Annotated in this window: 8 protein-coding genes; 7 read left to right on the plus strand and 1 reads right to left on the minus strand. The window is 44.6% G+C overall.

Features of this window, described 5'->3' with window-relative positions:
- Positions 1-63: 63 nt before the first annotated feature.
- On the minus strand, positions 64-1,701 hold the full coding sequence (locus tag BQ7480_RS04795; RefSeq protein WP_235816722.1) for a glycoside hydrolase family 43 protein: 1,638 nt from the start codon (positions 1,699-1,701) through the stop codon (positions 64-66).
- A 419-nt stretch (positions 1,702-2,120) separates the two neighbouring features.
- On the opposite strand from BQ7480_RS04795, the gene BQ7480_RS04800 reads away from it, so the two are divergent.
- The 7 genes from BQ7480_RS04800 (at position 2,121) to BQ7480_RS04830 (ending at position 15,137) form a co-directional block, all read left to right on the plus strand.
- Entirely contained in the window at positions 2,121-2,990 is an 870-nt protein-coding gene (locus BQ7480_RS04800; protein WP_072541931.1) for an alpha/beta hydrolase, read from the plus strand.
- Positions 2,991-3,009: 19 nt separating this feature from the next.
- A complete protein-coding gene (locus tag BQ7480_RS04805; RefSeq protein WP_072541932.1) occupies positions 3,010-5,460 on the plus strand; it encodes a glycoside hydrolase family 95 protein in 2,451 nt (816 codons plus the stop codon).
- Between the two features lie 36 nt (positions 5,461-5,496).
- Positions 5,497-7,104, plus strand: a complete 1,608-nt coding sequence (locus BQ7480_RS04810; RefSeq protein ID WP_072541933.1) for a glycoside hydrolase family 43 protein — start codon at positions 5,497-5,499, stop codon at positions 7,102-7,104.
- Positions 7,105-7,134: 30 nt separating this feature from the next.
- A complete protein-coding gene (locus BQ7480_RS04815) occupies positions 7,135-9,528 on the plus strand; it encodes a beta-L-arabinofuranosidase domain-containing protein (protein WP_394332618.1) in 2,394 nt (797 codons plus the stop codon).
- Between the two features lie 128 nt (positions 9,529-9,656).
- Complete coding sequence (locus BQ7480_RS04820) at positions 9,657-11,705, plus strand: TlpA family protein disulfide reductase (RefSeq protein WP_139255711.1); 2,049 nt, start codon at positions 9,657-9,659, stop codon at positions 11,703-11,705.
- A gap of 68 nt (positions 11,706-11,773) precedes the next feature.
- The gene (locus BQ7480_RS04825) at positions 11,774-13,735 is read left to right on the plus strand and encodes a glycoside hydrolase family 97 protein (RefSeq protein WP_072541935.1); all 1,962 of its coding nucleotides are present in this window, start codon (positions 11,774-11,776) and stop codon (positions 13,733-13,735) included.
- Positions 13,736-13,751: 16 nt separating this feature from the next.
- Positions 13,752-15,137 (plus strand): glycoside hydrolase family 43 protein, encoded by a 1,386-nt coding sequence (locus tag BQ7480_RS04830; RefSeq protein WP_072541936.1) that lies wholly within the window; start codon positions 13,752-13,754, stop codon positions 15,135-15,137.
- Positions 15,138-15,156 lie beyond the last annotated feature (19 nt).

A 15,156-nucleotide genomic window follows, 5' to 3' on the forward strand; every position in this document is an offset into this window, starting at 1 on the left:
TTTTTTATGGGTCATAAGGCAGTGAAAATCCTTAGACCCTGTCGTGTTACTAAATTGTGTATATTATAGCGCTTCCGCATCATTGGATGAGGTGGCATATAATCCAATCATGGCACCTGTAAATCCTCCGGCTACGTTGGTCGAGAGGATGTCCCCAGACACAGTTCCTCCTACGGTCTGATAGTTGTCATCTTTTACGGAGTAGCTGAATGTATAGTTGTCGCCTTCAGCGTTTACCCGCAGGCTGACAGGTGCATCCTTTTCAATCTTTTCGCTGGCAAGAGTAGAAGAGTTTCCGTTTTCAGTCCGTTGCAGGACGATGTAGTTTTCTTCCCCTTTCTTGGTTAGCCCGAATACGTAGTTGAACTTCTCACTTTGGTAGCAGGCGATTCCGGCAAGATCTTTTTCAGTGCGGGGAACATATTTCAGAGTCGTAGTGACGGTGAAATTAATGTGCTGCTGACGATAGAACAGAGTGGAAGTGGGAGCCACAGCCTTGATATTGGTTTCATAAGGCGTTATTTTCAGTCCTTCTGCCGTGGTGGAAATGAATCCTTCTTTAGCTCCTCTTACTCCTACCCAGCGATAATCGAGTGGACTCTGTGTGAATGTCTCTGTGTATGTGAAGTTTCCATTAGGGAAATATCCGTTCTTTCCCGTTTCGTTTTTCACACCTTTGGGCAGAGTCAGTTTAGGCTGGATAGGCTCCAGGCCACCTTTAAATACGGGGAAAGTACCGCTCCAGTCGACAGGCAGCATGAACGTCTCCCGTCCGGTATTTACTCGGTTGGCTTCATTGGGTCGGATAGCCAGGAAAACACCGTAGTATTGTCCGTCAGGACCTTCCACCAAATCGGCATGACCAGCCCAATCTACCTTGAATGGGCGTTCTGCAGGAAGATGTCTCTGTGAAAGAATCGGATTTTCAGGAGCCGGTTTGAAAGGTCCTTGAGGATTGTCGCTGATGAAGATGACTTCGCTGTGCCAGCCACCTGTTCCTCCTTCTGCGCACATGAGGTAGTATTTCCCGTCTTTTTTATAAAGGTGGGGAGCTTCTATCCAGATGGGCTTCTGAGATAAATCTACTCCTCCGTTCACTACTACTTTGTCTGTACCAGGGATTATCTGGTCTTTTTCCACGTCATACTCCCACACTTTGATTACTCTGTGTCCTTCGTATAACGGCTTTTCAGGTGCATCGTTATGTGTGACGTATGCTTTACCGTTGTCATCAAAGAAAATATCCGGATCGATACCTTCGAAATTCAGCTTGATTGGGTCGCCCCATCCTTTCATGGGGTCTTTAGTCTTTACAATCATGTTTCCCATACCTCCTGAGAATTGGGTCGTAATCATATAGAAGGTATCGTTGTAGGGATTGTATCGTATGGTGGGGGCGTAAATGCCGGCGCTGATACCAGAATCTTCTACTTTGAGTTGTGAGGGGCGGTCGAGCACATGTCCAATCTGCTTCCAGTTGACCAAATCGGTGGAGTGGAAAATGGGCACTCCGGGGTTGATGGCAAAAGAAGAGCATACCAGGTAATAGTCGGTACCTTTTTTGCAGATACTGGGGTCAGGATAGCAGCCCTGTAGTATCGGATTGTAGAATTCGCCTTCGTTGAGTGGATTTTTTTCGTACACCGCATCTTTTCCTGTGTAGGTGAACTGACCGAAAACCGGGACTCCAGGTTCAGGCATAGTCACCTTGTTACTACAGGAGGCGGCCAGAAGACCTAATGTCCCTAGTGTAAGTAGTTTAAATTGATTTTTCATGATAAATAATTAATTGTAAATAATTGAATGATTGTGTGGTTAAATGAAGTGTAATCTTTCTGGATGCAAATGTACGTGTTTTGTATGGGGAGGATGTGACGGTATGTTGCAGATTTCTTATTGTATGTTACGATGTGGCTGGTATTGCAGGATAAGGTTGTGATTTCTGTAAATATCTGTAAAACAAAATATTATAAAGAAAAATGTAATCTGAGAATAGGTAAAATGTACGCTTTGTAAATGGAATAGGTGCTGTGTGTAACATAAACAAAAAGACTAGTAACGTAAAATCTTGTAGTTTTTCTATGTGTGAAGTATTTTTGTGTAGATTAAAATTTATGTCTATGAATAAACATGTTTTTATTGTTATTTTGTCTGTTTTAGGCTTGATTCCTGTCTCATTGTTTTCACGTAGCAGGGTAGTGAATGATACGATTTTTAGTAATAAATTGAATACGGAAAGAGTCTGTTCCATTTATCTGCCTCCTTCATACGGTGAAGTTCCGGGAAAGAAATATCCGGTACTTTATCTTTTCCATGGCATGTCGCAGACCAATCAGGATTGGGTGTGGCGCGGACATGTGCAGGAAGTGGCCGACCGTTTGATTTATGCACAGGAGGCCAGTGAGATGATTATTGTGATGCCGGACGCAGGTGGTGATATTTACAAGGAAGTCTGGAACGGCTTTTTTAACATGCCGGGTTGGCTTTATGAGGATTTCTTTTTTGAAGAATTCTTGCCTCATGTGGAAAGTAAATACAATATAATCGGTGATAAGGAAAATCGTGCCGTAGCCGGGTTGTCTATGGGCGGTGGCGGGGCCACAGGTTATGGCTTGTGGCATGCAGATAAGTTTGCTTCTGTTTATGCCATGAGTGCGCTGATGTCTATTCCGGAAGAAGGGGCGGCTCGTTTTGAAAATCCAAACAGCAAACTGGCTATATTAACCCGTGCCGTGATAGACCGCAGTTGCATAAAACGTGTGGCAGAGGCGGAGGAAAATACGGTTCAGGCATTAAAATCGGTGAGATGGTTCATTGACTGTGGAGATGATGATTTTTTGCTTGATCGGAATATTGAGTTCTTTCAGGCTATGCGTAAGGCAGGTATCCCCTGTCAGTTCAGAGTTAGAGACGGTGGGCACGACTGGGAATATTGGCATTCTGCTTTGTATATGTGTCTGCCTTTTGTGTCAAGGACTTTTGATAAATAACGGGTTACGATAGGTATCTATGAGAAAAGTTCTGTGTGTATGTGTGCTTCTGATAGCTTCTGTCTTGGGGTTAATCGCTGCAGAGACGGAGGATTTGAAATTATGGTATTCGGCTCCGGCACGTAACTGGTGGGAAGCATTGCCTGTAGGTAATTCTCATATAGGAGGAATGGTGTTTGGAGGAGTTGCACATGAAGAAATTCAGCTGAATGAAGAAACCTTTTGGGCAGGTGGTCCTTACAATAATAATAGAGAAGGGGCATCCGCTTATTTAAATGAGGTGAGAAAACTGATTTTTGAAGGGAAAAACTCAGAGGCCAGGAGTTTGCTGGATGCAAAGTTCATGCCTTCTCAGCATGGAATGCGTTACCTGACTTTGGGTAGTCTGCGGATGGATTTTGATTGCGAAGGAGAGGTGGATGCTTATTCTCGTGACTTGAATTTGGAGGATGCGACGGCTTCTGTCCGTTTCCGTTGTGGTGGAGTGGAATATACCCGTCGGGTGTTTACTTCCTTTGCCGATAATGTCATGGTGATTGAACTGGCTGCGGGTGAGGTAAGTAAGAATTTGGGAGTTGACTTGAGATATGCTTGTCCACTGACTTCAGAGGTGAAAAATGAAGGGGAATACCTTGTCATGTATTGTAATGGTGCGGAACATGAAGGTGTTCCGGCTGCGCTTCATGCGGTGGTGATGATGCGTGTAAAGTCGGATGGAAAAGTGGTATGCAAGGATGGAAGCCTTTCTGTGAAGGATGCATCGTCGGCTACCATCTTATTGAGTGCGGCAACTAATTTCGTCAATTATCAGGATGTGTCGGGAGATGCATACGCTAAAGCACGCCGTGCCATCGAAGGAGCTTGGGGCAAACCGAATAAAATATTGTATAAGGAACATAAGGAAACTTACTCTGAGCAGTTCGGAAGGGTGGACCTGAGTTTGCCTTCTTCTGAATTCTCGAAGAGGGAAACAGACATACGTATCAATGATTTCAATAAGGTAGAAGATTGTTCGCTGGCTGCATTGATGTTTCAGTATGGGCGTTATCTGTTGATATCGTCCTCTCAGCCAGGTAGCCAGCCGGCAAATCTACAGGGTATATGGAACAAGGATTTGTATGCACCTTGGGACAGCAAGTACACCATTAATATTAATGCGGAGATGAACTACTGGCCGGCAGAAGTGACTAACCTGTCGGAGACGCATCGTCCTTTCTTCGAGATGGCACGTGACCTTTCTGTAACGGGAAGTGAAACAGCCCGTGTGTTGTATGGGGCCAAAGGATGGGTAGCTCACCATAATACGGATATTTGGAGGGCGGCCGGACCGGTGGATTTTGCAGATGCAGGTATGTGGCCCAATGGAGGGGCATGGGTAGCTCAGCATCTTTGGCAGCATTATCTGTATTCCGGTGACAAGAATTTTCTGCGGGAGTATTATCCGGTGTTGAAGGGTACGGCCGATTTTCTTTTGTCGTTCATGACCAAGCATCCCCGTTATGGTTGGATGGTGACGGCTCCTTCTGTTTCTCCAGAGCATGGACCGAACGGGGTATCCATCGTGGCAGGATGTACGATGGACAACCAGATTGCTTTTGATGCATTGAGCAATACGCTGCATGCGGCACGGATATTGGAGGAAAGCCAGGCATATTGTGACTCTCTTCAGCACTTGATAAACCAGTTGCCTCCAATGCAGATCGGACAGTACAATCAGTTGCAGGAGTGGTTGGAGGATGTGGATGATCCGAAAGACCAGCATCGGCATATCTCTCATCTGTATGGTTTGTATCCGAGCAATCAGGTATCTCCTTATCGAAGTCCGGAATTGTTCCAGGCTGCCAAAAATACCTTGATACAGAGAGGGGATATGGCAACCGGGTGGAGTATTGGCTGGAAGATTAATTTCTGGGCGCGCATGCTGGATGGCAATCATGCATATCGAATCATCCGGAATATGCTTTCTTTGTTGCCGTGCGACAGTCTGGCTGGAAGATATCCTTTGGGACGTACGTATCCGAATATGCTGGATGCGCATCCACCTTTTCAGATAGACGGGAACTTCGGCTTTACGGCTGGAGTGGCTGAGATGCTTTTGCAGAGTCATGACGGGGCTGTACATTTGCTGCCGGCCATACCCAATGAGTGGCAGGAGGGAAGTGTAAAAGGTTTGGTGGCCCGAGGAGGCTTCGTGGTGGATATGGACTGGAAGAATACGAATCTCACGCAGGCGGTAGTCTATTCCCGAATTGGGGGAGTGATTCGTTTACGGTCTTATGTTCCTCTGAAAGGAAAAGGCTTGAAGGAAGCTTCGGGTGATTGTCCGAATGACTTGTTGAGGCAGGCAGAAATTTCTGCGCCGCTGATTTCGGAGAAACTGATACAACCGGAAAAACCTGGATTGAGGAAGGTGTATGAATACGATTTGAAGACGAAGCCGGGAAAGCGGTATGTAGTTTACGCAAAATAGAATTTGAACGAATCATTTGTAAAAGTATATATAATCATGAAAAAACATTTTTTGTTAGCTTGTCTGTTAATGGCTATGGGAGGTATATGGGCCGGTCCGGCCAATGCGCAATGTGGAGATAACGGGGATGGAACGTTTTCTAATCCGGTATTCTGGGCAGATGTGCCCGACCCGGATGTCATACGTGTGGGGGATGACTTCTACATGGTGAGTACGACCATGCATCTGGTTCCCGGAGCGCCCATCATGCATTCAAAGGATCTGGTGAATTGGGAGATTGTCAGTTACCTGTACGATCGGCTGGATGACAAACCTAATTATGACTTGAAGGAGGGGACAGTTTACGGACGAGGACAGTGGGCTACTTCCTTGCGTTACCATGATGGAATGTATTATGCGTATTTCTCTCCGAATGATACTCCTTACAAAGGATATGTATATACGACTTCCGATCCGAAAAAGGGATGGACCTTGTTGTCGCGAATTCCTCACTTTCATGACGCATCGTTGTTTTTTGATGATGACGGAAAAGCGTATATCTTTTATGGAACCGGACAGCTGCGTGAGTTGAAGCCTGATTTGAGCGGTGTCATGCCGGGTGGGGTCGATATGAAGATATTCGAAAGAGATAAGGAGGAAAATGCCTTGCTGGAAGGTAGTAGGGTGATTAAACACGATGGAAAGTATTATTTGCTGATGATTTCATGGCCTCAGGGAGGCAATCGCCGGCAGGTATGCTATCGGGCGGATAAGATAACCGGACCTTATGAGAAAAAGGTGATATTGGAAGATGCGTTTGCAGGTTTTCCGTATGTGGCACAAGGTACGATTGTGGATGACGGAAAAGGGAACTGGTATGGTGTTATTTTCCAGGATCGGAATGGGGTAGGTCGCGTGTTGACCGTGATGCCTTGCCGTTGGGTGGACGGCTGGCCGATGCTGGGTGACGAAAACGGACATGTGCCGGCGACGATGAACAAACCTGTACAGGGATATTCTTCCGAAGGGCTGGTAGTCAGCGATGATTTTAGTGGAGACAAGTTGAAATTGAACTGGCAGTGGAATCACAATCCGATGAATGACTGCTGGTCATTGACTGAACGCAAAGGATATTTGCGTTTGAAAACCGGACGGGTGGTTGATAATTTGTTTGTGGCTCCCAATACGTTGACTCAGCGCATGGAAGGGCCGGAATGTTCGGGAGTTGTTTGTATGGACCTTTCAGGCATGAAGGATGGAGATGTAGCCGGACTGAGTGCCTTTAATGGAGATGCGGGCATCTTGTCCGTGACTTGTAAAGGGAACCGGAAATACCTGACCATGAAGACGGAAAGTGTCCGGCTGGATGACACGGACAAGGCCGTGACAGGTATCGACCGGAATGTGATGCAGACTGTCGACTTGACGTCGGATGTGATATACCTTCGTCTGGATGGAGATTTCAGGTTGAACAAGGACATGGCCTGTTTCTATTATAGTTACGATAATAAGGACTGGAAGAAAATCGGTTCTGATTTCAAAATGATTTTTGACTATCGTCGTTTCTTTATGGGAACCAAATTTGCCTTGTTTAATTATGCAACAAAGACTCTGGGAGGTTTTGTGGATATAGATTTCTTCGATTATAAACACATTAAGAAGTAATTGTGGATTTGAAATTTTATGAAGGTTGGAATGATGAAACGGAATTTGATTGCAGGATGCCTGTGTTTGATGATGTGGAATGGTATCTCTTCGAATATTCAGGCACAAGATAGATTGTACAAGAATACTTTTCCTTTAGGGGATGTAGAATTGCTTGACGGGCCGTTTAAGCATGCACAGGAATTGAACCTGAAAGTGTTGATGGAGTATGACGTCGATCGGCTTTTGGCTCCCTTCCTTAAAGAAGCAGGCTTGCCTTTGAAAGCAGAGCCATTCCCGAATTGGGCGGGGCTTGACGGACATGTCGGCGGGCATTATTTATCAGCTATGGCGATGAATTATGCAGTTACAGGCAATGAAGAGTGCAAAAAACGGATGGAATATATGCTGAGTGAATTGAAACGTTGCCAGGAGAGTAATGGAGACGGCTATATCGGAGGTATTCCTAATGGAAAGGTGCTGTGGACGGATATAAAAAACGGAAAAGTAGAGTCTATCTGGAAATATTGGGCTCCGTGGTATAACGTACATAAAATCTTTGCTGGATTGAGAGATGCCTGGATGTATACGGGAAACGAGGACGCACTGGATATGTTCTTGAAATTGTGTGACTGGGGTATTTCTGTCACAGAAGGACTTTCAGACAATCAGATGGAACAGATGTTGGCCAATGAATTTGGGGGAATGGATGAAATCTTTGCCGATGCCTATCAGATTACGGGTGAGCAGAAATATCTGACTACGGCCAAGCGTTTCTCTCATCGGTGGTTGTTCGACAGTATGGCAGCGCACAAGGACAATCTGGACAATATACATGCGAACACACAGATTCCGAAAGTTATCGGGTATCAGCGTATAGCAGAAGTGTGTGGAGATAATCAATACTTGGATGCAGCCGATTTCTTTTGGAACATTGTAGCCTGCAAGCGTTCGCTGGCGTTGGGCGGGAACAGTCGTCGGGAGTATTTTTCGGCCATGGACGATTTCAGAAGTCATGTAGAAGTGCGGGAAGGTCCGGAATCCTGTAATACGTATAACATGTTGAAACTGACGGAAGGTTTGTTCCGGATGACAGGAAAGGCTACATATACGGACTTTTATGAGAGAGCCCTGTATAATCATATTTTGTCAACACAGCATCCGGAACACGGTGGTTACGTGTACTTCACTTCGGCTCGTCCGGCACACTATCGGGTGTACTCGAAACCTAACAGTGCCATGTGGTGTTGTGTAGGCACCGGAATGGAGAATCATGGGAAGTATGGGGAGTTTATCTATACGCATGCTTCTGATTCCCTATTTGTCAATCTTTTCATTCCTTCACGACTGAACTGGGAACAGGAGAAAGCCACGATTACGCAGGAAACCCAGTTCCCTGATGCGGAGACCTCTCGGTTGACAGTGGGGTTGAAGGATGGAAGGTCTCGTCATTTCAAATTGTTGGTGAGACGTCCGGAATGGGTCACAGATGGATATGAAGTGAGATGCAATGGAAAGGTTGTGGAGGCTTCGGAGAAGGCAGACGGTTCTTCTTATATTTGTATTGACCGTGAATGGAAAGATGGCGATAAGGTGGAAGTGTTCTTGCCCATGAAAATGCGATTGGAATCCCTTCAAGGAGAAGATGATTTTGTGGCCATTATGCGTGGTCCTATCCTGATGAGCGCATCTGTAGGTACAGAAAACTTAGATGGGCTGATTGCTGATGATGGGCGTTGGGGGCATATTGCTTCAGGCAAGTTGGTGCCATTAAGTGAAACTCCGGTCTTGATTGGAAGTAAAGAAGAGGTGACCAATTACCTGAATGGTCTGAAACCCATGGAAGGTCAGACTTTACGTTATAAATTGTCGGGCATATTCAATGATGCGAAGTTTGACGGTCTGGTGTTGGAACCCTTCTCCCGTATTCATGATTGTCGATACATGATGTATTGGTTATGTATGACGGCGGATGGATATGCTGCGTATACGAAGCGTACACAAGAAGAGGAAAAACGGTTGATGGCATTGGATGCGCGTACGTTGGATGCGGTAAGTGTCGGTGAACAGCAGCCTGAAGTGGATCATAAGATGCTGAAAGAGAACTCTGAAACCGGATTATTGAAAGGTAAGAAGTGGAGGGATGCCCGCAATGGAGGGTATTTCAAATATACACTTTCTACTAACGGCAAGCAGCCTTCTTCCCTCATGGCTACTTATTGGGGGAATGAACAAGGTAATCGGAATTTTGAAATTGTGGTCGATGGTACGGTTGTGGCGACTGAGAATATCGTGGGCAAATGGAACAAGGAAGAATTTGTGGATGTGGAATATAAATTGCCCGAAGCTCTGGTAAAAGGAAAGAATCAGATTGAAGTCATGTTTAGAAGTAAGGACAATAATGTGGCAGGTGGAATTTTCATGCTGCGTTTGCTTACGGAATAATTGTTCTCAATAGGAATCTATAAAGAATGAGTATCCGCAATGGGTTGTTCCTATTGCGGGTTCTCATACTTGAAACAAAAAGTAAGAACTTATAAAACAAAAATGGTGGGATATCGTTACATAAAACTTTGTTTATCGCTTTGTTTTCTTTATCCACTTCTGCTCAAAATGTGAACAAAGTGGTGGAAAGGACGGTGGTAAATCCTTCTTTCAAAGCGAGAACCGGGAGTATCAATACGATAACTAAGGTGGAAATGACGGATGCTGATACTAAATTGTTCGTACATGTGGTATTTCGTCCTCACTGGTGGGTTTGCCTGGACAGTACGATTTATTTGGAAGATGTGTCTACAGGTTTACGTTACCAAACAACAGGGATAGAAGGGATGAAGTTTGGTGAACGGTTTTTCATGCCGGATTCGGGAGAAACGGATGTGGTCTTGACTTTTCCTCCGTTGCCGGAATCGGTAAAAATGGTGAACTGGATTCGGCCAGATTCGTCAGAAGATAATACATACGGCATTGATCTGACAAAAGATGGAGAAGGGTTGGGTGTTTCTGAAAAACGAGAAAGATGGCTTGCTCAAAATCCACAGACGGGAACGTCAGTCGGAAGGGAGGAGGGATTTACTCATTTCTTTCACTCGGATACGACTTATGTGACTGGGGTACTTGATCATTATGATCCTATATTGGGATTTGATACCGGTATCATTTATGTACAAGATATGCTTGAAGATAAAGACCGACCAGTAGTCATAAAGATTCATCCGGACGGAAAATTAGAGGGAAAAGTATTTTTGGAGCATCCTTCCCGATGTTTAATGGTGATAGGAGAAAATAATTCACTGCATAGAAACATTTATCTTGAACCAGGAAAGACTTTGTCGCTGTATATCGATTTTGAAGATATGCTTGCCCGCAGCAGAGCTAGAGACTGGAACTATCCGTTGTCCAATCTGATGTATGGAGATGAGTTGGGTGAGATAAACCGACAACTTGCCGAAGCACCGGAGTTTACGCTTGGCTATCTGGAAATGAAAGAAATGGAAAGTAAGTTGGCTCCAAAGCAGGTACGTGAGAAATGGGATGAAGCTGTGAGTTTATGGCACGATAAGTTGTCTCAATACATGGATAAGCAACAGGTATGTCTTAAGGTCCGACAGTTGTTGCCATTGGATGAAAAGATATCTGGAGCATATTGGTTACTGGATTACGCGATGGATTATACTTATGGGTTAGCGAATGATACTACCGGAAAAGCACCGTTACCCATGGAGTTTTTCAGCTTTTTGCGCGATATGCCGCTTAATGATGAAAAAATTTTGGCTGTAAATAAAGCTTCCATCTTTATCAATCGTTTTGCGTTTATGGATTGGTTGCAAAAGCAGGCGTATGAAAAACTCAAAGCATGCTATGGAATGGTAATTCCATCTGATGTGACTTCTTTACAGACTGCGGAGAGAATGTTTTATCCTTATAAAATACAGACAGAGATTCTGATGGAGTATTTGAATATGACTGAAATACCTTTTTTGTGGCAGTTGGTTTTGTGCAATAAGATTTGTACAGTGTTGGAGGCGGAAGCTAACAAAAAAGTGACTCAGCAGGATTTGAAAACGACACAGACGATGTCGTGTCTGAAGGATTCTTTCTGTGCAATGATTACTTATCCTGTGCTGACACAGGCAATAGAAAGCTCTTATCGGGAGTATCTCAAGAAGCAACCTTACCAACTACCCCCTTGTGAAGGAACGGATATTTTTCGAAAAATTACGGAATCTTATAAAGGGAAGATTTTGTTGGTTGATTTTTGGTCGACCGGTTGTGGACCATGTCGGTTTGCAATTGAGAGAAGTGCAGACTTGAGAGCGAAATGGAGAGGGCATAAAGATGTGCAGTTCATATTTATAACCAGTGAAGGTGAGTCTCCGGAGAAACCTTATAAAGAATATGTAGAAAAGAATTTAAAAGGAGAGGCTGTCTATCGCATTCCGTCATCCGACTATCAGCGCTTGCGTGAATTATTTAGTTTCAATGGCATTCCACGTTATATACTTGTGGGACGCGATGGAAAAATCATTTCGAATGATTATCAGCATATTTATCTGTCTGAAGCATTGGAGAAGGATTTGAAGGCCTTGGGAGTGAATTTGGATGAAGAAAAAGAAAAATAGGAATAGATAAATTTCGTTTAGAAGAATTTAAGTAGAGGTATATAAGTTTAAATTAAAAACTAATGTCTATGATAAAACGTGTATTGTTATCGTCTTTTGCGGCAATGATTTGTATAACAGGGTTATATGCAGGTGAAAAAGATGTGTTAAGTCCTGATGGACGTTTGAAAGTGGTTGTTTCAGATGAAGGTGGAATGCCTTCTTATCAGGTATTCTATGACGGAGTGGCTTTTATCAAGAAGTCTCCGTTGGGCATGAAGACCACTATCGGTGATTTTACGTCTTCTTTGTCATTGGGAAGTGAAACCAAGGAGGCTTCTATCCGGAAAAACTACCGCTTGCCCAACATCAAAAAAAGTAAGGTGGAATATGCTGCTGAATCGGCTGTCATTCCATTTACCAAAGAAGGACAGAAGGTTTTTGATGTGGAATTCTGGGTGAGTAACAATGATGTGGCTTTCAGATATACTGTGTATCCTAAGAAGGATATCTTGTGTTGTGTCGTGCAGCAGGAAGCTACAGGATTTGTGTTGCCGGAAGGAACGACTACCTTCTTGTGTCCGCAAAGTGGTCCGATGGGTGGTTTTGCCCGAACTTCTCCCAGCTATGAGACACCGTATACAGTAGATGATACGATGGGGAAAAATGGTTGGGGGGAAGGATATACATTCCCTTGTCTATTCAAAAATTCTGACAAAGGTTGGGTGTTAATATCCGAAACCGGAGTGAGCAGCTATTATTGTGGCAGTCGCCTGATTGGGCACGAGAACGGACTTTATACCATTGGTTTTCCGCAGGAAGGTGAATTTAACGGCAATGGTACGACTTCTCCGGGCATTGCATTGCCAGGAAAAACTCCATGGCGTACCATAACCTTGGGGCCAACGTTGGCTCCTATCGTAGAAACAACCGTACCGTTTGATGTGGTAGAACCTTTGTATGAACCATCGAAAGATTATGCGGCTGAATATGGTTGTGGAACTTGGAGCTGGATTATAGCGGGAGATGCTAGTATGAATATGGACGACCAGAAGCGTTACATAGATTTCTGTGCAGCGATGGGTTACCGTACGGTACTGGTCGATGCGCTCTGGGACACGCAGGTGGGCTACGACAAAATAGAAGAACTGGCAGCTTATGCCAAGCAGAAGAATGTTGGCTTGTATTTGTGGTATAATTCCAATGGATACTGGAATGATGCGCCTCAAGGTCCTCGTGGAAAGATGAGTAACATTATCGCCCGTCGGAAAGAAATGAAGTGGATGCAGCGTATTGGTATCAAGGGAATCAAGGTTGACTTTGTAGGTAGTGACAAGCAGGTCACGATGCAGCTTTACGAAGATATTCTGGCCGATGCAAATGATTGTGGACTCTTGGTCATTTTTCATGGATGCACCATTCCACGTGGATGGGAGCGTATGTATCCTAATTATGCGGCCAGTGAAGCCGTATTGGCCAGTGAGAACATGAACTTCTCGCAGGGAAGTTGTGATGCGGAAGCATTCAATGCATGTATTCATCCGTTTGTGCGCAACACGATTGGGAGCATGGATTTTGGAGGAAGTACTTTGAATAAATATTATAATGCGAAAAATGAGCCGGGTGGACGGATGAGAGTCACTTCTGATGTGTTTGCACTGGCTACGGCAGTATTGTTTCAGAGTCCGGTACAACATTTTGCATTGGCACCTAATAATCTGACGGATGCTCCGGCTTGGGCAGTCGATTTCATGAAGAAGGTGCCTACCACATGGGATGAGGTAAAGTTTATAGACGGATATCCTGGAAAATATATCGTAATGGCACGTAAACATGCCGGTAAGTGGTATGTGGCAGGTATTAATGCACAGGATGAAACCGTTAATTTGAAGATAGATGTTTCTTCCTTGTTTGCGGCAGGAGAGGTTGTCTGTGTGTATGAAGATAATGATAAACTGGCAGGCTCTGTCAAGGAACAGGTTATCACTAAGAAACAAGTTGTGAACCTTTCTATTCCTAAAAATGGGGGTATAGTAATTACTCGGAAATAATTGTGAAGAAAAGATTATGATAAGCAATAAAGTAATATTGGCAGCATTGGGAGGATTGATTTCTCCCATGCTGTTGGCACAGAATCCGATTGTGCAGACCTGTTATACGACAGATCCGGCTCCTATGGTACACGATGGCAGACTTTATGTGTATACAGGACATGATGAGGACAAAGCTGATTTTTTCTGGATGCAGGAATGGAGGGTATATTCTACGGAGGATATGGTCAACTGGACTGACCATGGTTCTCCGCTTGCCATAGAGTCTTTTGAATGGGCGGATGACCGTGCGTGGGCTGCGCAGTGCATAGAACGTCATGGCAAATTCTATTGGTATGTCTGCCTGCATTCGAAACTTACAGGAGCGATGGCCATTGGTGTCGCAGTGGGTGACTCGCCTGTGGGACCTTTCTGGGATGCCATTGGAAAACCGCTTTGTGACGGTAGTTGGGATTATATTGATCCTACCGTGTATGTTGATGACGATGGAAGGGCTTTCTTGTATTGGGGAAATCCAAATATCTATTATGCGGAATTGAATGAGGATATGATATCCATCAAGGGAGAGGTAAAAAAGCAGGACCAGACTGTGGACAGTTTTGGGGCTCCGAATCCGGAAAAGCGTGTGAAGGGGGAAAAATATAGGGATATCTATACGGAAGGTCCGTGGTTCTACAAACGGAAGGATAATTATTATTTGCTGTATGCGGCAGGAGGTGTTCCGGAACACATTGCATATTCCATGAGTAAGTCGCCTGTGGGGCCATGGAAGTATATGGGAGAAATCATGCCTTTACAGGATACGGATTCATTTACGAATCATTGCGGGGTAATTGATTATAAAGGGAATTCTTATTTCTTTTATCATACCGGAAAGCTGCCGGGAGGGGGTGGATTCGGACGTTCAGTCGCTGTGGAAGAGTTTGAGTATAATGCAGACGGAACTTTTCCTGTTATCAATGCCACGCAGGAAGGCGTAAAACCGATAGGCACCTTCAATCCTTATCAACGAGTGGAAGCGGAGACCATGGCTTTTTCTGAAGGAGTGAAGACGGAACCAAATGACCAGACGGGAATCTATGTGTCGGACATCCATAACGGTGATTACCTGAAGGTGAGGGAAGTTGATTTAGGAAAGAAGGGGGCCAGTAGATTGGAAGTCAGTGTGGCCAGTGCGTTGAGGGGTGGAACCATTGAAGTGCATGCCGACAGTATAGGTGGAACGTTGATTGCGGAAGTACAAGTTCCTCATACCGGAGGATGGGAAATGTGGAAGACTTTGGAAACCTCAGTGAAACAAGACGGACAGACCATTTCGGGTGTGCATGATTTGTACTTCTGTTTTAAAGGTAGAAAGGGATGTAAGCTTTTCAATTTTGACTGGTGGAGAATGTCTGAGTGACAAGTGTTATGAATTAATG

It is taken from the genome of Bacteroides mediterraneensis, from assembly GCF_900128455.1.
GTDB lineage: Bacteria > Bacteroidota > Bacteroidia > Bacteroidales > Bacteroidaceae > Phocaeicola > Phocaeicola mediterraneensis.